The organism is Lawsonibacter sp., from assembly GCF_022777125.1.
In the GTDB taxonomy this organism is placed as follows: Bacteria; Bacillota; Clostridia; order Oscillospirales; family Oscillospiraceae; genus Lawsonibacter_A; species Lawsonibacter_A hominis.
The window spans coordinates 1-21799 of sequence record NZ_JALFGV010000048.1 but is presented as its reverse complement, the minus strand read 5'-3'; the positions used below and the strand labels follow the sequence as shown (position 1 = coordinate 21799).

The following is a 21799-nucleotide window of genomic DNA, read 5'->3' as shown; positions in this document are numbered from 1 at the left end:
AAGCCCCACGAAACAATGTTTCGTGGGGTGACCCCGCTCTGGCCGTGCGAGCCCGATTTAAAACCTGCACGAAATCGGCAGGTGGGTCGCCTCCACGGTGTTTCGTCGCTTCCAACTTCCGGCCGCCCCGCGAAGGGGGCCGGGAGGCCTGCGGTCCGCACTGTGAGGGGGCGTCCCGTTTCAGAGATGTGGGTTTAAATAGGGCCCGTCACGCACCGAGCAGGAAAAACCTCGGCGGAAGGGGAACGATCATTCGCCCTCTTCGTCAAACAAAACATCCATAAACTGCTGATAGACCAGCTCCAACTCTTCCTCGCTGTCCAGGGTGGAGAGCTGTTCCTCGCCGTCCACGTCCACCACCTTCAGGATGATGAGACCGTATTCCTCGTCCAGGTCCACATCCTCCACAGCCTCGCCGCCTTCGTCCTCCACGGCAGGGAAAAAGGCCATGTAGGTCTGACCGTTATATTCTATTGTGTCCAGGTGCTCCAGCTCGAATTCATTGCCGTCCTCATCCGTAATGGTAATGAAATCCGGTCCGAATCCCTCGCTCATTCCGCATACCACGCTTTCTTGAATGACTGTTTTTCTCATCCATATTGTAACCGCACAGGCGGCAAAATGCAAGGGCAGGACGTGCCAAAATTTTACGAAAGGGGCAAAGACCAGAAAATGTAAAATATTAGGGTGGACAAGTTGGAAGTTCATGTTATAATATAAGCTGTTATTTTAGATGCTGTTTTCGGCACTCGTCTTGGAAGCTGTTTTCCACCAGAATTCGGAGGTGTTTTTTTGGCAACGACCAATCACCCGGAGCACGGCAAACACCGGCGGCAGCGAAGCGCGGGATTTGCCGCCGCCGCCGTGGTGGGCAAGGTGCTGGGTACCCTCGTGCTCATCGGCGTCATCACCTGCGCCATCATGGCCTGCTTCGCCGTGGTCTACGTGCAGACCTACATCATTCCAAACGCCCATCTGGACGGCAATTTCGACATGAACCTGACCAGTACCATTTATTACAAGGACTCCGCCGGGGAGTATGTGGAGCATCTCTCCCTCCACGGAACGGAGAACCGGGAACTGGTGGAGTTCGAAGCGATCCCGCAGAATCTGGTCAACGCCACTGTGGCCATTGAGGACGAGCGGTTCTGGACCCACCCCGGCGTGGACTGGAAGCGCACCATCAACGGCGTGCTGCTGATGTTTACCGGCAAGGATATCCAGGGCGGCTCCACCATTACCCAGCAGCTCATCAAAAATTTTACCCAGTATGACGATGTGACGGTCAAGCGGAAGATCTTGGAGATCTTCCGGGCGCTGGAGTTTGACAAGACCTACTCCAAGGAACAGATTATGGAGTGGTACCTGAACTATATCTATCTGGGCGACAACTGCTACGGCGTGGCTACCGCCGCCCAGAACTACTTCGGCAAGGAACTGGACGAGCTCTCTCTGGCGGAATGCGCCAGTCTCATCAGCATCACCAACAACCCCTCCAAATACGGCCCCAATTCCAACCTCCGTGTTACCGACCCGGACACCGGTGCGGTAAAGACCGCCCGGGACTTCAACAAGGAGCGGCAGGAACTGGTGCTCTGGAAAATGTGGGATCTGGGCATGATCTCCGAGGAGGAGTATCGCTCGGCCGTGGCCGAGGAGCTGAACTTTACCCTGGGCGTGGACGAGGAGAAGCCCGCGGTGATCTACAACTGGTACGACGAGCAGGTGATCACCGATGTGATCCAGGACCTGTCGGCCAAGTACGGCTATTCCGATACCCTGGCCTCCAATATGGTCACCTCGGGCGGACTGAAGATCTACGCCTGCGCGGACCCGGACATCCAGGCTGTCGTGGAGGAGGTCTACACCAACCGGGAGAACCTGGTGCTCACCTCCGATTCCGGACAGCAGATCCAGTCTGCCATCGTCATCATTGATTCCGACGGAAACGTGGTGGGCCTGGCGGGCGCCATGGGGGAGAAGGAGAGCAACCGGGTATGGAACTTTGCAAGCCGTTCCACCCGGCAGCCCGGCTCTTCCATCAAGCCTCTGTCGGTCTACGCTCCCGCCCTGGAGATGGGGCTGATCTCCCCGATCTCCACCTTTGACGACTATCCTGTGCAGATGCTCGGCGGGACCGCGTGGCCGGCCAATTCCTATCTGAGCTACCGGGGCAGGATGACGGTGACCGAGGCGGTGGAGGACTCCTCCAACCCGGTGGCTGTGCGCGTGCTCCAGGAAGTCACGCCCGCTGAGTCCTACCAGTATATGACCCAGCGCTTCGGCATCACCACCCTGGAGCAGGGCCGCGAGGTGAACGGAAAGACGGTCAGCGACCTGGGTCTGTCCCAGCTGGGCCTGGGCGGCCTGACCGACGGCGTGAAGGTCATCGAGATGGCCGGGGCGTACTCGGTCTTCCAGCGGGGCGGGCTGTATGTCCGGCCCCGCACCTACCTGCGGGTGACGGACGATGCGGGCAATATCCTGCTGGACAACAGCCAGCGGGAGGACACGCCGGTGCTCAAGACCTCTACCGTCTGGTATATCAACAATCTGCTCAAACAGGTGGTCCAGAGCGGCACCGGCACCCAGGCCAAGATCTCCGGCATGACCGTGGCGGGCAAGACCGGTTCCACCACCAGTAATAACGACCGCTGGTTTGTGGGCTACACCCCCTATTATACCGCCGCCGTCTGGGTGGGGTATGAACTGCCCGAGCGCATCCGGGCGGGCGGCAGCAACCCGGCGGCGGTCCTGTGGCAGAAGGTCATGAGCCAGGTCCACGCGGGCCTGGAGAACCGGGAACTGGGCAGCAAGCCCGACGACCTGATCACCGTGCAGTACTGTCTGGACAGCGGCATGCGGGCCACCGAGGCCTGCACCCACGATGTACGGGGCAGCCGGGTGGCCACGGCGACTATCCTGCGCAGCGATGCGCCGCTGGAGGACTGCAGCCTTCATGCCGATGTGGAGGTCTGCACCGACAGTCCTATTCTGGACGACAGCGGCAGCCCGATCGCAGGACTGTACCATCTGGCGGGCGAATTCTGCCCCCGGGAAGGCAGCGGGGGGCTGGATCAGCAGGCCTCGGTGAAAACCGTGAGCGTGCTCGACTATGTACGGGAGAACATGGGCGGCAAGGCGGCCGCCGATGGGCAGTATCTGTTGGGCTATCTGGAGGCCCAGGGGACCTGTGATGTGCATACGTCGGCCATCGAGGCGCCGCCGGAGGAGTATGATCCGTATCTCTTCGATGTGACCGATCCTTCCACCTGGCCGACCCAGGAACAGTGGCCGGGCTTTGATCCGGCCAACCCGAGCACCTATCCCACCATTCCCACTGCGCCCCCGGCAACGGAGTCACCGGAGCCATCGGAGCCCCCGCAGCAGCCCGACTATCCGCTGGGACCGTCGGAGCCGGAGACGCCGCCCCCGGACGAGCCTTACGTCCCCGCGGACGGGGCGCACTAAAACGCAGCAAAGCGGAGCCCCCGGCGCAGAACGCCGGGGGCTCCGCTTTGCTGCGGCGGCCGAACAGGCTGCGGGCATTGCTGAAAGGCGGACAAGGCGAGGCCCCCGGCGCCCTACGCCGGGGGCCTCGCGGCGTGCGGGCGCAGCGCGCTCCACAGTTGCCGTACCAACACAGCCAGCAGGGGCGCCAGGATCATTCCGGCCACGCCGAACGCCTGAAAGCCGACGTACAGACTCAGCAGGGCGGCCAGGGGCGGCAGGCCGACCCGGGAGCCGATCAGCCGGGGTTCCAGGAGGCTGCGTACCAGCCAGATCACCCCGTAGAGCACCGCAAGTCCCAGCGCCAGCTTCCAGTTCCCGCCCAGCAGGGAGACCAGGGCCCATGGAACCAGGACCGTCCCGGTGCCCAATACGGGCAGCGCGTCCACCAGGGCAATGAGAGCCGAGAGCACCAGGGCAAGATCCACCCGCAGCAGCAGCAGGCCCAGCGCCAGCTCCCCGAAGGTGATCAGCATGAGCAGGCCCTGCGCCTTCAGCCAGCCGCCCAGGGCCTGTTTCAGGCTGGTGGCGCCCCGGGCGGCCGGCTCCCGCCAGCGTTCCGGGATCGAGCGCTTCAGGGCGGCGCACAGCTCCGGCCGCCCTGCGCTGATGAAATAGGTGGCAAGCAGCGTGGTGAACAGGAAAAGCCCGGCTGCAGGCAGGGCGGCCAGCGCGCTGCTCACCGCTCCGGACAGCGTGTCGTAAAGACGGTTGGGCAGGGCGATGCCCTGCTCCAAAAGCCGCTCCATCAGCTGCTGTGCGTATTCCTGGAACGGTACCGGAAGGGCGACCTGAAAGCGGTAGAGCCATCCCTCCAGCCGGCGGGTCAGGGTGGGCAGACCGGAGAGCAGCGTGGGCAGACGGCCCAGCAGCAATGCGGCCTCATAACCAAGCCGCCAGAGCAGAAGCCCCAGCCCGGCCAGCAGCAGGAGGGAGAGCAGCCCGGCGCACAGGGCCGAGGCGCCCCAGCGGGGCAGATGCAGCCGCTGGGACAGCAGCCGTACGCCGGGCTCCAGCAGGGCGGCCAATGCCAGGGCAATCAGAAAAGGCGCCAGCCAGGGCAGCAGGAAACGCATACACAGCCAAAGCGCGCCCACGCCCAACCCGGCATACAGCAGCCCCAGAAGGAAGCGCGCGTGCCTGTCCTTCGGCATAAAAGCCCCCCTTCCGAAAAATATGTACAAAATGACGGGAATTCCCTTGGCAGGATCGACGAAATTGGGGGGAACGAGGGCGGATTTTGGCTTGCGCCGGGCAGGTGGGTGTGCTACAATAGGCTTCACACGGTAAACAAATGACTTTCCAGCACGGACATGCGGAGGGAGGAGTGCATAAGATGGGCAAAACACCCGCATATTTTATCGTGGAAGCCGGTGCACTGCCGGAAGTCTTTCTCAAGGTAGCGGAGGCCAAGCGCCTGTTGGAGACCGGTGAGGTGGATACGGTGAATCTGGCCACCCGGCGGGTGGGGATCAGCCGCAGCGCCTTTTATAAGTATAAGGACACGGTGCGGCCCTTCAACGACATGCTCCACGGGCGCATCGTCACGTTTCAGATCCTGTTGAAGGATGAACCGGGCGTGCTCTCCTCGGTCCTGAATATCTTTGCCCAACAGGGCGGGAATATTCTGACCATCAATCAGGGCATTCCGGTCAGCGGCTGTGCCGCGGTGACCATCGGGGCGGAGACCTCGGGCCTGACGGTGTCCATGGAGGAACTGCTCCAGCTGGCGCTTCAGGTGGAGGGTGTGCTCCGGTGTGAGATTTTGGCGGGATAAGGACGTCCCGCAGACGAAAGGGAGGAAACGAGAAATGGTCAATGTGGCGATTTTAGGCTTCGGCGTGGTAGGCTCCGGCGTCGCGGAGGTGCTGGCTACCAATGGGGAGCATATCGATCACAAGGTGGAGGACCTGATCCGGCTGAAGTACATCCTGGATGTGAGGGACTTCCCGGACAGCCCCTTTGCGGACAAGGTCATCCACGATTTTTCCATCATTGAGAACGACCCCGAGGTCAATATCGTGGTGGAGACCATCGGCGGGGCCAGGGTGGCCAGGGAATTTACCGAACGGGCGCTGAAGGCGGGCAAAAGCGTGGTGACCTCCAACAAGGAGCTGGTGGCCGAGCACGGCTATGACCTGCTGAAGCTGGCGGAGGAGCACGGCGTGAGCTATCTCTTTGAGGCCAGCGTGGGGGGCGGTATCCCCATCATCCGCCCGCTGAATCAATGCCTGGCCGCCAATGAGATCACCGAGATCTGCGGCATCCTCAACGGCACCACCAACTATATCCTCACCCGCATGATCCGGGCGGGGCTGAGCTTTGCTGCGGCGCTGAAGGAGGCCCAGGAAAACGGCTATGCCGAGCAGGATCCCACCGCCGATATCGAAGGGCACGACGCCTGCCGCAAAATCTGCATCCTGGCTTCGCTGGCCTTTGGACGCCACGTGTATCCCGATCAGGTGCCTACCCAGGGTATCACCGGCGTGACGCTGGCCGACGTGGCGTATGCCGAGTCCTGCGGCAAAAAAATCAAGCTGCTGGGCCGCGCCATCCACCGCCCCGACGGCAGGGTCTGCGCCTTCGTGGCCCCGCATCTGGTGGATCTGGAGGACCCGCTCTCCGGAGTGGAGGACGTGTTCAACGCCATCACCGTCCGGGGCAACGCCATCGGAGACGTGATGTTCTACGGCCGGGGCGCGGGCAAGCTGCCCACCGCGTCCGCTGTAGTGGCCGATGTGATCGACGCGGCAAAGCACATGAAGACCAAGAAATACCTGGGCTGGGGGCCGGGCGGGGCCGAGGTGGCCGTGCCGCCCGCCGGGGTGGAGAGCGTGTGGTACGTCCGCGCCAACGCCGCTTCGGACCAGGTGCGCGCCGCGTTCCCCGGGGCCGTTTTCCTGGCCCGTCCCGGCGCGCCGGAGGGGGAGTGCGCCTTCCTCACCGGAACGGCCCTGACCCGGGGAATGCTGGACCAGGCCCTGTGCGGCCTGGACTGCGTCTGCGTGTTCCGGGTGCTGGACTGAGGGCATAAGATGGCGTAAGGCCCGGCGTATGCCGGGCCCCGTAAAGACGATCACATTTTCCTAATAGGGGGTACATATACCAATGGGACTCATTGTACAGAAATTCGGCGGCACCTCCGTTGCGGATGCCGACCGCATCCGCAACGTGGCCCGCATCATTACCGAGACCTACCGCCGGGGCCATAACGTGCTGGCGGTGCTCTCCGCCCAGGGGGATACCACCGATGACCTGATTGCCAAGGCGGCTCAGATCAATCCGCATGCCTCCAAGCGGGAGATGGATATGCTCCTGTCCACCGGCGAGCAGATCTCCTGTTCCCTGTGCGCCATGGCGATCGAGGCGATGGGTTATCCGGTGGTCTCCCTGACCGGCTGGCAGGCGGGCTTCCGCACCAACTCCGTCTACAGCGACGCACGCATCAAGCGCATCGATACCGAGCGGGTGTTGGCCGAGCTGGACAAAAAGGCCATCGTCATCGTCACCGGCTTCCAGGGGATCAATAAATACGACGATATCACCACCCTGGGCCGGGGCGGTTCGGATACTTCGGCGGTGGCCCTGGCGGCCGTGCTCCACGCGGATCTGTGCCAGATCTATACCGACGTGGACGGCGTCTTCACTGCCGATCCCCGCAGCGTGGAGGGCGCGGCCCAGCTGGACGAGATCACGTACGATGAAATGCTGGAGCTGGCCACCCTGGGCGCCCAGGTGCTCCACAACCGCAGCGTGGAGATGGCCAAGCGCTACGGCGTCAAGCTGGAGGTGCTCTCCAGCTTTTCCGGAAAGCCCGGCACCAAAGTCAAGGAGGTTGCAAAAACCATGGAAAAAATGCACGTCAGCGGTGTGGCAAAGGATAAAAACGTGGCCCGTCTGGCCGTGGTGGGCCTGGCCGACCAGCCCGGTATCGCCTTTAAGATCTTCTCCCTGCTGGCCAAGGAAAACGTAAACGTGGACATTATCCTCCAGTCCATCGGCCGCCACAATACCAAGGACATCAGCTTCACCGTGGGCAAGCAGGATATGGAGCGCACCAAGAAGCTGCTGGAGGATCATGTGGAGCTGCTGGGCTTCGACCACATCGACGTGAGCGACCGGATCGCCAAGATCTCCATCGTGGGCGCGGGCATGGTCCACAACCCCGGCGTGGCCGCCAAGATGTTTGAGGCCCTGTATAACGCCGGCATCAATATCAATATGATCTCCACCAGTGAGATCAAGGTCTCCGTGCTGGTGGATCTGGCCGATGCCGACCGGGCGGTCCAGGTCATCCACGACCGCTTCTTCAGCGAATTCGGGACGGGAAACTGAATGGATCCCAGCGGGGAGGGCCGCGCGGTGCCGACCATTTTCAATCGGCGTGAGCTGTTTATCGCCGCTTCCATGCAGGAGCAGGCCCCATATCCGCGCAACATTGGCCCGGGAAGGGATCGACTACCCCGGATCCATACCAGGACCGGCGGGGCTGTGGATCGCCATGGCCCGCGGCGAGTGCCTGCGGGCGCTACTGTTTCTCTGGCGCTGGCACAGACGGGCCTGGAGACGCAGGCATCTGCTCGCTCTGTAAAAAACGTCCGGCGGACCTGTGTATGGTCCGCCGGACGTTTTCCGCGCCTGCGCCATGGGATGCGGCGTCTGCCTGTGTTTGGGGGAGCAAACGCCTATCAGGTCAGAAATTTGACGATCAGCATGGCCGCGCCCAGGGCGGCCAGGACCACGCCGGTAATGCGGTTGAGGGTTCTGGGTTCGGCCTTGTTGGCAAAGAGCGCGGAGCCGCGGGCTCCGGCCAGGGTGGCGATGACGCAGAGAATCAGGGCGGACAGATCGGGCGCGCCGCCGATGACCATGTGGGAGGCCGCGCCGGTGAAGGCGGTAAAGGTCATAATGAATACGCTGGTGCCAACGGCGGTCTTCAATTCGTACCCCAGCACGCTGGTAAGCACCAGCAGCATCATCATGCCGCCGCCCGCGCCCACAAAGCCGCAGATGAAGCCCACTAGGATTCCGCAGAGGATGGATTGGACCACTTTCTGCCGCAGAGTCTTATGCTCCTGGGTCTCCTTCGTGGTCATGACAGGGCGCACGATAAATTTGATGCCCAGCAGAAGCGTCATGAGCACGGAAAAACCGCCCATGGCGGTATTGGGCATCCGGGAGGCGGCCCAGCTGCCCACCAGCGTGAACACCAGAACAGCCAGCAGCATGACCAGCCCGTTTTTGATGTCCAGATTCTTATGTTTTCCGTACGTATAGGCGGACACCGCTGAAGCCAGCACATCGGAGGCCAGAGAGATACCCACTGCCTCGTAGGCCGGAAAGCCGAGAAAGGTGATGAGCATCGGGGAGATGACCGCGGCGGCGGACAGGCCCGCCAGTCCCGTTCCGACACCGGCCCCCAGGCCGGCGATGATACAGACGATCAATTTGAGGAGCATACGTCAGAGGCCTCCTTCATATTTTGAAAAAATTGCCCGATCACCCGGTTCAGGACCTGCCGGTCCTCCGGGGCTACCGTCTGGAACAGCGCCTGAAAGAAGCTCCGCTGGGCCTGCTGGGCCTGCCGCACTGCGCCGGCGGCGGCGGGCAGCAGGCGCAGATGGATGTAACGCCGGTCCTGCGCGTCCTGTGCTCCGGCCAGAAAGCCCCGCCGGGTCAGACGGTCCACCGATTTGCAGACGTGGGATTTGGACAGGGAGCGCAGCGCCACGATGTCCCGGGCGGTGTCCAGCCCCGGATGGTTGGAGAGGAAGAGGATCACATCGATTTCATTGCGGGTCAGCCCCCAGGTCCGCTCCACCGGGTGCAGGGCGGCGGCATAGCGGCGGCGGCAGAGCTGGAACAGCTGCAGCAGGTCGCAGGGGTCGGACATGGCGCACCTCCGTGTAGTTCAAAAAAGAACGATTCAAACGAGAACTATTATAACCCTTTTCCACCAAAAGTCAAGACCTGTGCCGGGCAAACCGGTACTGCGGCGCGGGTGCAGCTGCGCCGTGCCGTACAAAAGAGTCTTTACACATGGAGATACCCGGACGTATAATCAAAAAGAGGAAGTGATTGGCTTGAAGACGGGAATCGTGCTGGAGGGCGGCGCCTTCCGTACCATTTTTTCCTGCGGCGTGTGCGACGCGCTGCTGGATACGGCGCTGCCCGATTACGTAGTCGGCGTCTCCGCGGGCATCGCCTATGGCGTGAGCTATGTTTCCCGGCAGCGGGGGCGTAACCTGGAGATCCTCACACGCTTTGTCAACGACAAGCGCTATATGGGGTTTTACAACCTGCTGCGGCGGGGTAACCGCTCTTATTTCGGGCTGGAGTTCATCTATACGACCATACCGGATGAGCTGGTGCCCTTTGACTACGATGCCTATGCCGCTTATCCCGGGCAGGTGGAGGCCGTGGTGACCAATCTGGATACAGGGCGGGCGGAATATCTGCCGGTGCCTCCTGGGCACGACGAGGATAAGGTCCTGCAGGCGACCTGCGCCCTGCCGCTTCTGTTCCCGGTCTACACGATCGGCGGCAGGCCCTGCCTGGACGGCGGCGCGGCGGATGCCATCCCCTATGAACGTGCGTTTGACCAGGGCTGCGACCGGGTGGTCGTAGTGCTTACCCGGGAGCGGGACTACCGGCGCGCCCCTGAGAAGCTCCAGACCCTGCTGGAGCAGACCTATCGGAGATACCCCCGTTTTTGCGACACGATGCGCCGTCGGGCGGAGACCTACAATGCGGCACGGGAGAAGCTGTTTCAGCTGGAACGGGAGGGGCGGGCGCTGGTGTTTGCCCCGCACAGCACCCGGGGCTTTTCCCGTACCGAGCGGGACGTGGAAAAGATCCGTGCGCTGTGGCAGGACGGCTGCGACCAGGGCCGGGAGCGTCTGGCCGAGGTGCGCGCTTTTTGGGGGCAGGGTTAAACGGAACGGCGAAGGGCGCGGGAAGAATCCCGCGCCCTTTGGTTTGAAGGGATACAAACGCAGAGAAACGATGGGACAGGACAGGCGCCGCAGCCGCTTCACCCGTTCAGCAGATGGGACAGCGTGGCCAAAAACAGGGGAAAGTCAATGGGCTTTGCCACATGGGCGTCCATCCCGGCATCCAGCGCAGCCTGAACATCCTCCGGAAAGGCGTTGGCGGTCATGGCGATGATGGGGATGCCTACGGCGTCGGACCGCTCCAGCGCCCGGATGGCGCGGGTCGCCTCGTACCCGTTCATTCCGGGCATTCGGATATCCATCAGGATCGCGTCGAACGTCCCCGGCGGGGCCTCGGTAAAGGCGCGTACCGTTTGGATGCCGTCCGCCTTTCGGATGGACTGGGCCCCATACATTTGAAGCAGTTCACAGAGGATCTCCGCGTTGATGAGATTGTCCTCTGCCACCAGGAAGTGGCGTCCGGCCAGGGCGGGTTCCGCGCCGCCCGCGGGAAGCTCCGGGACGGCGGAGAGAGGCGGCGCGGCGACTTCCCCTTCCAGCTCGACCCGGAAAACGCTTCCGCGGCGTACCTGGCTCTCCACGGAGATCGTGCCGCCCATCAGGTCGATCAGCCCTTTGGTGATGCTCAGCCCCAGCCCGGAACCCTCCACATGGGCGCTCCAGCGGCCGCGGGTAAAGGGTTCGAAGAGATGCTGCAGGAACGGTTCCGGCATCCCGATGCCCGTGTCCCGGACCGTGAAACGGTAACGGCAGCGTCCCTTCGGCCGGAGCGGAGGTACCTCCTCCACCTGGAAATCCACCTGTCCGCCCTCCGGCGTGAATTTGATGGCGTTGCCCAGAAGATTGATCAGGATCTGGTTGATCCGCAGCGCGTCCCCATAAAAATACGAGTGACGGATCGAGGCGCTGTGCAGGACGAAGTGCAGTCCTGCCGCCTGCGCCTGAGGTTCCAGCATGGCAAAAAGCTGCTCTACCAGGTCTGGGAGGGAGACCCGCGTGATGCTGAGGGCGAGTTTGGCGTGTTCGATCTTGTTCATATCCAGGATATCGTTGATCAAACTCAAAAGATGCTGGGAGGCGTGGTCGATCTTCCGCAGACAGTCTGCCACCCGCGTATGGTCGTCCAGATGAGCCGAAGCCAGAGCGGTCATCCCCATGATGGCGTTCATGGGGGTGCGGATGTCGTGGCTCATGGAAGAAAGAAACTCGCTTTTGGCCCGGTTGGCCGCCTCGGCCAGCGCAAGGGCTTTTTCCAGCTCGGCGTTGCTCCGGCGCTCGGCTGAGAGCATGTCCGTCACGTCCGCCCGGACCATGCACAGCGTTTTGCGGTTGGCGTCCCCCCACAAAACATTGATCTGCTTGTACCGAAGCCCGCCCTTGGTTTGGTAAGGCATGACGAAGTCGTAGCCCAGAGGAGTCCGGGCCAGTCTCTGCAGCAGGGGATCCAGCTGGAGCTGGCGTCTCACGGTCTCGCGTTCCGCGTCGGGGGCATGCGCGGTGAAAAAATGCTCCACCGCGCTGCTGTAATCCTCCAGAACCAGAGGCGGAAGGTTTTCCAATATCGTCTGACGGGTATACAGGGTAAGACGTCCCGTGTCAAGGCTGACCAGGGCCAGAAGCTCAAAGGTGTAGGCGATCACGTTGAGCAGGCCCTGCTGCTCCCGGACCGAATCCGAAATGTCGGTCCGGGCCAGACAGATCCGCTTCAGCCGCAGGTCGGCGGCAAAGACCGTCATGTTTTTGGTCAGAAGCGCGCCGCTTTCGCTCAAGATAGAATAGGGGAAGGAATAGGTGCCCTCCCGTTCCAGCCGGCCCAGCAGATAAGCCGGAGTCAGCATCTGTTCCGTGCGGGCCTGATCCTTGGGGAGTACCTGGTGGGCCAGCATATGCGCCACCTGCTCGGAATGGCAGCCACTGCGGGCGGAGAGATCGCTGGCGCTTTCGGCGGCGGTCAGGATGGTATAGCGGTCGTTTTGCAGATCCACGTCCGCTACCATATCATAGCTGGCCACCGAGAGCTGATGCAGAATGCGTTCGGATACCGTCTGTTCGGTGACGTCGGTGACGGTCAGAATACCGGTAAGGTCTCCCGTGTCCGGAGTCTCCACCAGATGGACCTTGAACTGGGCGTAACGTCCCTGGCGTTCCTGAGGAAACCGGATAAAGCAGGTGCGTACCAACTCCGTCTCTCCCCGGGCAAATGCCGCGCGGGCAGGCGCGTTCCGGTATGTATCCAGAAAGTCGCATCGCTCCTCGCCATCCATGATAAAGCGGGCCAATGCGCGAAACAGATCCTCGCGGGTCGGGCCTGTGGAGACGGACAGGCCGGCGTCCGTATAGTCGATGAGCTCTACAAGCCGGTCTTGGGTCAAATTGCAGTGACCTGCGATCAGGGTATTTGGGCCGGGGGTGCGGTAGTGCTGCAGGATCAGTTCGTTGTACTGCTGGCGAAGCCGTTCCTGCTCCTCGCGCTCCCGGGTGATATCGTGATAGCCGGCATAGATCCGGCGCTCGCCGTCGGAACTCTGGATCAGGGTGAGGTTGATTTTGACCCAGAGGTAGCCGCCGCCGCCCTTTTGCAGGCGGTATACGGCTTGGCAATGGCTGTTCCGGCTGGACAGAAAATTGGAGGTCAGTTCCTCCAATCGGCCCAGATCGTCCGGATGCACCCCGGCCGTAGCGTCGTCCCGGTACAGCTGCCAGGCCTGCTCCGGCGTCATGCCGGTCATCGCGGCAAAGCCTTCGGACAGAAACTCCGGCGTCATATGCCCGTTCGGATGCAGACGCACCACGGCCACGCCGCCGGGCAGGTGCTTGAGTATCGTCTGAAAATATTGCTCCAGCCGGTCTTTTTCCCGCTGGGCGCGCACGGTCCACGTAACGTCCCGGACGTATTTCACGTAGGCCGGGATGCCGTACCAAACGGTCTCCCGGAAGCGGGTGCTGTAGAACCGGTTTCCAACCACCATCTCGTGGTCGACGCCATCCGGCGCGTGGCCCTGCAGCGTGCAGAACTCACAGGGAGAAACGCGTCCGTGAAGGGCCGCGTAGCATTTCTGACCGATGCAGATCTGACCGCTGCCGAACAGCCGCCGGGACTCGTTGACGTAGAGCAGGTCGTAATTTTCCCGGTCGATGACGTAGACACCGTCCGCCGCCTCGTTTGTGATGCTCTGAAACAGGCGGGTCTCCGGCGACATGCCGGTAAAGACCGCGTAAAGGCGGATGCTTTCGGCCAGCGGGTCCAACCTGCGTGCGTTGAGATGGAGCCAGATCAGCTCGCCGTTTTTGTGGCGCATCCGATAGGAGATATCCAGCAGCTTACCGCGCTCCAGCGCGTCCCTGGCGGCGGCCAAGACCCGGGGGCGGTCGGATTCAAAGACCGTGCCCAGGGGGTCCGCCCGGACCATCGCCGCAAATTCTTCACGCGTGTGCCCGGAGAGCGCGGGGACGCCGTCTGAAAAGAAGGTGGGGATCAGGCGTGTCCCCTCCAGCCGGTAGCTGGCGATACCGCCGGGGATGGAATTGACCAGATGATCCATCTCCAGCTGGGCTTCCTTCAGGTCGGAGATATTGTGGAACACACAGTGGAGCAGTGGAAGCCCCCCCTCTTCGCCCAGCCATTTGACCAGGACCCGGACCCATACGATGTGGCCGTCCCGGTGCAGCTTGCGAAACTCAAAGGTGGAGAGCTGATGGGTCTCGAGGACCATCCGGGCCTGAGCGATCACCATGGGGGCATCCTCCCGGTAAACCAGCTCCGTGGCATCCCGTTGGATGAGCTGGGCGTATTCCGCCGGAGTATGGCCGGTCAGGGCTGGAACGCCGTCGGAAAAGTACACGGCCTCGAAGCGGTCCGAGGCCCTGTAGATCACCACGCCGCCCGGAATGGCGTTGACGATGTCCTGGAGCTTTTCGCTGGCGCGCGTCAACTCCAGCTCCAGGTTCATCGTTGGGCTGATGTCGCTGTATACGCCGTACAAAAGCCGACTGCCATCCGGCTGGGACTTGACCGAGCCGTCCAGGCGGATCCGGCGGTACTCCTGCCTGCGGTCATTCCAGAGCCGGTAGGTATGCTGGAGGACGGCATTCCCCTGCCGGAGGGCGTCCTCCATGACCCGATAGAGGGCGGACCGATCTTCCGGGTGAACGCCCAGAACGCCGACCCGGTCCTCCAGCGTTTGGATATGCTCCTGACTGCAGCCGATGATCTCATAAAAAGCCGGGTTGCGGAATACCGGGATAAGCCGGGCGCCGTCGGACCGGTAGACGCACAGACCGCAGGGGATATTGCTGAAGATAGCCCAAAGCTCGGCCTGAAGGGCCTTGGACTGCTCCTCCTCCCGCTGCGTCTGCGTCACGTCCAGAATGTATTCGATGTAAGCGCTCCGGCCGGCCCAGTCGATCAGTTTGCCGCTGAACTGATACAGACGCTGTGTGTCTGGGTGGCGGAAGCGGCGCACCGGCAGCTCCGTGTCGCTCAGACGGTCGGCCTGGCAGAAGGGGCAGGGGGCGTCAAAGCCTGCGGCCTGATAACAGGTGATCCCCTGAAGGGTACCCTCGTGCGGAAAAAGCCGCTTTGCCAGCGCATTGGCATACAGCAGCTCCCGGCTGTCCGCCGCGCTGACGCAGATCGCCACGGGCGCGTGGTCCAGTACGGCGGACAACTGACCGGTGGAGGGGGCAGGAGAGACGCCTTGCTGCGTCATAGTTTGCGCACCTCTGCTTTCACCGCTCTGCTCAGAGCATACGATCCGAGCGAGCCTGACTGAGACTGTCCGGAGGGGTGGGCCTGGCTGGATGAGCCTTCCGCCCGGCGGCCGTTTGGATGCATCATGCGTGCGTTCCCGTCCACAGGCAGCAGCCGCCCTTCTGGTTCGACTTGGCACGGTACAGGGCCTCGTCGGCATAGGCGAGGGTCTCCGCCGTCAGGGTCTCCGCCCGGGTGCAGATGACCGCGCCGGCCGAGCAGGAGGCGGGGAAGGGGCCGCAGCCCTCCTCCTGCCGAAAGGCCCGGCAGATGGAGCAGCCCTTTTTGAGGGTGGTTTCCGGCGAGGGCATCTGCTTCATGACCACCACAAATTCGTCGCCGCCCAGGCGGACGAGAATGTCGCTGCCGCGGGTCTGCCTGCGCAGCACGGAGGCGAAGCGTTTGAGGATCCGGTCCCCCTCCGCGTGGCCGAAGGTGTCGTTGATCTGCTTGAGATTATCCAGGTCGAACATGTAGACGGCCGCGGGCAAATCCTCCCGCCGCAGGGCCAGCGCCGCGGTGTGCAGGCCGCGGCGGTTGAGCAGGCCGGTCAGATAGTCCCGGCAGGCGGCATCCTCCAGCGCCCGTTCCCGCTCCCGGGAGGAGGTGACGCCCATCGCGCGCATGACCCGCTTCCACAGGCTCCTCTGCGTGTGCGGTTTGGCGGCGAAGTCGTCCGCGCCCTGTTCCAGGGCCCGTTCTTCCAGCCGGGCGTCTCCGGGAGCGGTGGCCACCACGGGGATCTTCCACACCGCCTTTTCCCGCTGGAGCACTTCCAGCACGGAAAACCCCTCGGCCCTGGGCAGAGTCAGGCTCAGAACAACGGCGGCGATCTGCTGTTCCCGGTGGGCGATACAGCCCATCGCCGTATGGCCGTCGGCGGCTTCAATCACATGATAGCTCTCTCCAAAGGTTTTGCGTACCTGGGAGCGGTAGGCCGCATCCTCGTCCGCCACCAACAGGATCTGGGTGCGGCGTTCCGAAGGAGCGGCGCTTGCAGCCGCGGGGGGCGGGGCCTCCTGCTGGTTGCGCAGCAGCGCCTCAAACGCGGAGCAGGGCATGGGCTTTGCAAAATAGTAGCCCTGTACGTAGTCGCAGCCGATCTCCTGCAAACGCTCCAGCTGCGCCCGGGTCTCCACGCCCTCGGCCACTACGCTCAGATTCATCCAGCGGGCCAGATCCATGATAAAGCGCAGGATCCCCTGATCCACGGGCTTGGCCGTCTCGCTCTGGATGAATTTCATATCCAGCTTCAGAATGTCCAGCGGCATCTGATTGAGCATATTCAGGGAGGAGTAGCCGCTTCCAAAGTCGTCCATTTCAATGACAAAGCCCAGCTCCCGCAGCCGGCGTACCGTGGCCGCCAGCTGGTCCGGATGCTCCGTGTAGGCGCTCTCCGTGATCTCCAGATGCAGGCTGGAGGCGGGAAGGCCGTATGCTTCAAGGGTGGCTGTCAAAAGCTCGATCAGATCCGCCTGATACACATCGGCCCGTGATACATTGACCGAGATGGAAAGCGGTACCCCGCCCGCGCCGCTCCACGCCTGCAGTACGGAACAGACCTTGTTCCACACATACTGGTCCAGCTTGGTAATAAAACCATTTTTTTCAAACAGAGGGATGAACTCCGACGGCAGCAGAAGGCCCCATTCCGGGTGCTGCCAGCGGACCAATGCCTCCGCCCCGGCCAGCCGGTCGTCCTTGATGTTGTATTTGGGCTGCAAATAGATCTGGAACTGATCCTGGGCAAGCGCCGCCTCCATGCTGTCCGTAATGGCCTGCTCCCGCAGAAGGGGACTGCGCAGAGCGTCGTCGTAGCGCGCGAAATGCTTCCCATACTGGCCCCGGATGCTGCGGGCGGCCAGCAGGGCCCTGTCGCACATATGCTCCACCGGCAGCGTCCGGTCCGTCACCGGATAGATGCCCCACTTCATGATCACGTTTTTGGCGTTGGAAAGGGTGTTGACCTGGGCGCCAAACCGGAGGAACAGCGCGTCGGTGTAGCACGCCTGACGCTTGAGCAGGCAGGCGAAGCGGTCCGCGTTGAAATGGCCGCAGATGCCCTGGTCTCCCACCAGGCCGGTATACAGCTCCGCCACGCCCCGCAGCAGACAATCGCCGGTGGGGACGCCGAACATATCGTTGATCAGCTTAAAATTTTCAATGTCAGAGCAGATGATGTCGTATTCCTGTTCCGGGTGCAGCAGGAGCAGCTGCTTGACCTGCTGATAAAAAAATTCCTTGCTGTAGAGACCGGTCAGCCGGTCGTACTGCACCTGACGGATCATGGCGGAGGTCTCCCGCAGGCGGATGATGTTGGCGATCCGGTGCAGGATGACCTGAGGCCGGTAAGGTTTGACCACAAAATCCGCCGCGCCGCCGGAGAGAGCCGCTATCTCGGCGGCTTCGCTGTCCTGACGGGTGGTAACGATCACGGGGATGGAGGCGAGCGCCTGCTCCGCCTTTGCCTGGGCCAGAAACGCGCACCCGTCCATCCCGGGCAGGACCAGATCCAGCAGAATCAGCGCGATCTCATCCGGACGCTCCCGCAGTACGCCAAGCGCCTGGGCGCCGTTTTCCGTCTCGAGCACCCGATACTCCGGCGTGAGAATGGTACGGAGGGCGGCGCGGTTGACCGGATCGTCGTCTACGATCAGGATCTGTTTCTGCAGCGTCATGACGGAGCCTCCTTGTCCTCTGCGGGGATCCCCAATTTTGTTGTATCTCCTTCTGATTCTATCATACAAGCGGAGGCAGTGCAATATTTTGGTACATTTATGGTGCGGGCGCGTTCTCTGCCACGCTGGCTTTGTGCAAAAAGCGGAAATGGAGGGCCACGCCGATCAGCGCAAAAAAGCCCACATAGCCGCAGAGCGGGTAGACGTAGCTGACCACATTCTTAAAGCCGAAGATGCTCCCCACAAAGGCCAGGGCGCACAGCAGGGCCAGAAACCGCCGGGACAGCCGGCCGCCCAGCCGCACCTCCAGCCGGGAGGTGATACCGAACAGGCTGGACAGGGCGGCGGTAAACATGCCGCACAGCAGCAGCAGCGCATAGAGCACGCCAAGGGCGGGAAAGACCTGAGAGGCCAGAGCCAGCATCGGCAGTTCCGCACCCCCCACCAGGGCGCGGAAGAGGATCATGGGCAGCAGGATGCAGATGAAAATGACCGCCAGCAGGAGGCTGCCAAGCCCCAAGCCCCTGCGGATGGCGCGCGTATCCTCCATCTCCTGGGTCAGGGGGACCAGGATGGTAATGGCGGCCATCATATTGTAGGAGATAAAGGATACGGCGGAAAACAGCCAGTTGCCCAGCAGGGGGTTGCCGCTGGCGAAGGGGAGGGCGGGAAGCCCTTCCGTGGGCAGCCGGAGGACGGCAAGGGCGCCCACCACAACGGCGGCGCCCACCAGCAGGGGCACCACCACGCCAAAGGCGGCCACCAGTCCGGCCGCGCCGGTCACGGCTACCAGCAGCACGAGAAGCGTCATGGCCGCGTCGCCCAACAGGGCGGGGATACCGAACAGCTGCTCCAGCAGGGCGCCTGACCCGGCGATCATCCCCATCATGCAGCCGAACAGGAACAGGAGAAACACAGCGGAAAAAAAGCCGCGCAGGACGGGGTGCGTTCCGTGGAGGATGATTTTGTCAAAGGCTGTATATCCCGTGCGTTTGGCAATGTCCAGCACCATCCAGCCGAAGAGCCAGAAAGCCGCGATGGCCAGCACCATGCCTGCCAGGCCCCAGGCGCCGAACCGGCCGAAAAACTGCAGCAGCTCCTGCCCGGAGAGGAAGCCCGCTCCCAGGAAACTGCCCGTAAAGAGTACGGAGATCTGCATCGGCGTTATTTTTTTCTTCATGGATCTGCCTCCAAAACGCGGCGGGGGCAGGCCGCCGCCCTACTTCAAGTGGTTTCCCACGTAGGACGGGGGCCTGCCCCCGCCGAAAGCGTTGCTTATACCCGCCCAATGTCGGTGCGGAACTGCATATCGGTAAAGGAAATCTCCTTTGCGGCGGCGTAAGCGGCCTGGATGGCGGCTTCCAGGTCCAGGCCCGTGGCAGTCACGCCCAGCACCCGCCCGCCGTTGGTCAGGACCGTGCCGTCCCCGCTCAGCCGGGTCCCCGCGTGGAAGACCACGGCGGACCGGCCGGCCTGCTCCAGACCGGAGATGGGGTACCCCTTCTGGTAAGCGGCGGGGTACCCGCCGGAAGCCAGCACCAGGCAGCAGGCCGCGCCGGACTTCCACCTGATATCCACTTTATCCAGCGTGCCCGTCCGACATGCCTGAAAAATTTCCAACAGGTCGCTTTCCAGCAGGGAGAGCACCGCCTGACACTCCGGGTCGCCAAAGCGGGCGTTGTATTCCACCACCTTGGGCCCGCTGGGGGTGAGCATCAGGCCGAAGTAGAGCACGCCCTGGAACGGCCGTCCCTCCGCCTGGAGCGCCGCAACGGTGGGCAGAAAGATCTCGTCCATACACCGCTGGGCCACCGCTTGCGTGTAGTGGGGGGAAGGGGAGATGGCGCCCATGCCGCCGGTGTTGGGACCTTGGTTTCCGTCAAAGGCCCGCTTGTGATCCTGACTGGAGGGCATGCACAGAAGATGCGCTCCGTCGCAGAACGCAAGCACCGTTACCTCAGGGCCGGTCATGCACTCCTCGATGACCAGCCTGGCGCCTGCGGCGCCGAACTTGCCGTCGCTCATCATCGCGCGCACCGCCGCCTTGGCCTCGTCCACCGTCTGGGCTACGATCACGCCCTTGCCCAGGGCCAGGCCGTCGGCTTTCACCACGATCGGGGCGCCCTCGGCCTCCACATAGGCCAGCGCCGCGTCCAGGCCGGTAAAGGCCTGGTATTTGGCAGTGGGGATGTGATACTTGGCCATCAGGTTCTTGGAAAAGATCTTGCTGGCCTCGATGACCGCGGCGTTTTTCCAGGGGCCAAAGGCGGGGATGCCGGCCGCCTCCAGTGCGTCCACCATGCCAAGGGCCAGCGGGTCGTCCGGAGCCACCACCACAAAATCCATCGCGTGTTCCCGGGCCCAGGCCACCATGGCCTCCACATCGGTGGCGGCGATGGGGACGCACTGGGCGATGGAGGCGATGCCGCCGTTGCCCGGGGCGCAGTAGAGTTCATGGACCGACGGGCTCTGCTTCAGCTTCCAGCAGATGGCGTGCTCCCGCCCGCCTCCGCCGACAACCAGTACTTTCATCATATAACCTCGCTTTGCGTGGAAGAATGTTCGCCTTCCCGCACAGGGGCGCGGGGGCGCAGACCGCCCGAAACGCCCCGCGGCACGGCGGTCTGGGATCGACAGGGGTCAAAGCCTTCGGGAACGCCCGGCGATCAGTGGTGGAACAGACGCATCCCGGTAAAGGCCATGACGATGCCGTACTTGTTGCAGGTGTCGATGACATGATCGTCCCGGATGCTCCCGCCGGGCTGGGCGATATACTGCACACCGCTCTTGCGAGCGCGTTCCACATTGTCGCCGAAGGGGAAGAAGGCGTCGCTGCCCACGCTGACCCCGGATTGGCGGGCGATCCATTCCTTCTTTTCCGCCGCAGTGAGCACCTCGGGCCTGGTTTTAAAGGTGTTCTGCCACACGCCGTCGGCCAGCACGTCTTCGTACTCGTCGGAGATGTAGACGTCGATGGCGTTGTCCCGGTCGGGCCGGCGGATCCCCTCCACAAAGGGGAGGGAGAGCACCTTGGGGTGCTGGCGCAGCAGCCAGTTGTCGGCTTTGTTGCCGGCCAGACGGGTGCAGTGGATGCGGCTTTGCTGGCCGGCGCCCACGCCGATGGCCTGGCCGTCCTTGGTGTAGCACACGGAGTTGGACTGGGTGTACTTCAGCGTGATCAGGGCCAGAACGAGATCACGCTTGGCCTGCCCGGGCAGGTCGCGGTTGTCCGTGACGAGGTTTTCCAGCAGGGCCTCGTTGATCTCAAAATGATTGCGGCCCTGTTCGAAGGTGACGCCGTACACATCCTTGCGCTCAATGGTACGGGGCACGTAGTCCGGGTCCATCTGCACCACGTTATAGCCGCCTTTGCGCTTGCCCTTGAGGATCGTCAGCGCCTCGTCGGTATAGCCGGGGGCAATCACGCCGTCGGAGACCTCCATGGCCAGGTAGCGGGCGGTGGGCGCGTCGCACACATCGGAGAGCGCGGCCCAGTCGCCGTAGGAGCACAGCCGGTCGGCGCCGCGGGCCTTCACATAGGCGCAGGCGATGGGAGAAAGGTCCATATCCTCGGCAAAATAGATCTTCCGCTCCACGTCGCTGAGGGGGGTGCCCACAGCGGCCCCGGCGGGGGAGACATGCTTGAAGGACGCCGCGGAGGGCAGGCCGGTGGCGGCCTTGAGCTCCCGGACCAGCTGCCAGGAATTGAAGGCGTCCATAAAGTTGATATAGCCGGGCCTGCCGTTGAGAACCTTGATGGGAAGCTCGCCGGAGTCCATAAAGATACGGGCGGGCTTTGGGTTGGGGTTGCAGCCGTATTTCAATTCCAGTTCCGTCATGATTCGACCTCCATAATGCGGGCGGCCGCAGGCCGCCCCTGCCGTATCGCGTGCAGCGGGGCGGCCTGC

14 protein-coding genes and 1 other RNA gene are annotated in these 21799 nt (G+C 62.8%); 5 read left to right on the top strand and 10 right to left on the bottom strand.

Annotation, left to right across the window (positions count from 1 at the left end; all coding sequences use genetic code 11):
• Positions 1-26: 26 nt before the first annotated feature.
• Together ssrS and MR825_RS03975 are read right to left on the bottom strand one after the other, a co-directional pair.
• A non-coding RNA gene (gene ssrS / locus MR825_RS03980) (6S RNA) lies at positions 27-229 on the bottom strand.
• Positions 230-249: 20 nt separating this feature from the next.
• Positions 250-555, bottom strand: a complete 306-nt coding sequence (locus MR825_RS03975; RefSeq protein WP_207723709.1) for a DUF1292 domain-containing protein — start codon at positions 553-555, stop codon at positions 250-252.
• 237 nt (positions 556-792) lie between these two features.
• On the opposite strand from MR825_RS03975, the gene MR825_RS03970 reads away from it, so the two are divergent.
• Complete coding sequence (locus tag MR825_RS03970) at positions 793-3471, top strand: transglycosylase domain-containing protein (RefSeq protein ID WP_256176095.1); 2679 nt, start codon at positions 793-795, stop codon at positions 3469-3471.
• 113 nt (positions 3472-3584) lie between these two features.
• Here the strand turns inward: MR825_RS03970 and ytvI are convergent, their stop codons facing one another.
• Complete coding sequence (gene ytvI, locus MR825_RS03965; protein WP_287879032.1) at positions 3585-4664, bottom strand: sporulation integral membrane protein YtvI; 1080 nt, start codon at positions 4662-4664, stop codon at positions 3585-3587.
• Positions 4665-4846: 182 nt separating this feature from the next.
• Between ytvI and MR825_RS03960 the strand changes: the two genes are divergently transcribed.
• From MR825_RS03960 to MR825_RS03950, 3 genes are all read left to right on the top strand, one after another.
• The gene (locus MR825_RS03960) at positions 4847-5287 is read left to right on the top strand and encodes an ACT domain-containing protein (protein ID WP_186907049.1); all 441 of its coding nucleotides are present in this window, start codon (positions 4847-4849) and stop codon (positions 5285-5287) included.
• 34 nt (positions 5288-5321) lie between these two features.
• A complete protein-coding gene (locus tag MR825_RS03955; protein WP_287879030.1) occupies positions 5322-6536 on the top strand; it encodes a homoserine dehydrogenase in 1215 nt (404 codons plus the stop codon).
• Between the two features lie 82 nt (positions 6537-6618).
• On the top strand, positions 6619-7845 hold the full coding sequence (locus MR825_RS03950; protein ID WP_287879029.1) for an aspartate kinase: 1227 nt from the start codon (positions 6619-6621) through the stop codon (positions 7843-7845).
• Between the two features lie 353 nt (positions 7846-8198).
• On the opposite strand, the gene MR825_RS03945 is transcribed toward MR825_RS03950, so the two are convergent.
• Complete coding sequence (locus tag MR825_RS03945; RefSeq protein ID WP_287879028.1) at positions 8199-8969, bottom strand: sulfite exporter TauE/SafE family protein; 771 nt, start codon at positions 8967-8969, stop codon at positions 8199-8201.
• On the bottom strand, positions 8954-9403 hold the full coding sequence (locus MR825_RS03940; RefSeq protein WP_287879027.1) for a MarR family winged helix-turn-helix transcriptional regulator: 450 nt from the start codon (positions 9401-9403) through the stop codon (positions 8954-8956). Before MR825_RS03940 ends, MR825_RS03945 begins: the two co-directional genes overlap by 16 nt.
• A 181-nt stretch (positions 9404-9584) precedes the next feature.
• Between MR825_RS03940 and MR825_RS03935 the strand changes: the two genes are divergently transcribed.
• Positions 9585-10445, top strand: a complete 861-nt coding sequence (locus MR825_RS03935) for a patatin-like phospholipase family protein (RefSeq protein WP_353845864.1) — start codon at positions 9585-9587, stop codon at positions 10443-10445.
• 98 nt (positions 10446-10543) lie between these two features.
• Here MR825_RS03935 and MR825_RS03930 read toward each other — a convergent pair whose 3' ends face one another.
• The 5 genes from MR825_RS03930 to MR825_RS03910 form a co-directional block, all read right to left on the bottom strand.
• Positions 10544-15172, bottom strand: coding sequence for a PAS domain-containing protein (locus MR825_RS03930; protein WP_287879025.1), 4629 nt, complete (start codon positions 15170-15172; stop codon positions 10544-10546).
• A 124-nt stretch (positions 15173-15296) separates the two neighbouring features.
• Positions 15297-17891 carry an EAL domain-containing protein gene (locus MR825_RS03925; RefSeq protein ID WP_287879023.1) on the bottom strand — a complete coding sequence of 865 codons (2595 nt, stop codon included), beginning with the start codon at positions 17889-17891 and terminating at the stop codon, positions 15297-15299.
• A 97-nt stretch (positions 17892-17988) separates the two neighbouring features.
• Positions 17989-19071: a YkvI family membrane protein gene (locus MR825_RS03920; RefSeq protein ID WP_287879022.1), complete on the bottom strand. Its 1083-nt coding sequence runs from the start codon at positions 19069-19071 to the stop codon at positions 17989-17991.
• A 95-nt stretch (positions 19072-19166) separates the two neighbouring features.
• Complete coding sequence (purD, locus tag MR825_RS03915; protein WP_287879020.1) at positions 19167-20423, bottom strand: phosphoribosylamine--glycine ligase; 1257 nt, start codon at positions 20421-20423, stop codon at positions 19167-19169.
• 134 nt (positions 20424-20557) lie between these two features.
• A complete protein-coding gene (locus MR825_RS03910) occupies positions 20558-21730 on the bottom strand; it encodes a phosphoribosylaminoimidazolecarboxamide formyltransferase (protein WP_287879018.1) in 1173 nt (390 codons plus the stop codon).
• Between the last annotated feature and the right edge of the window lie 69 nt (positions 21731-21799).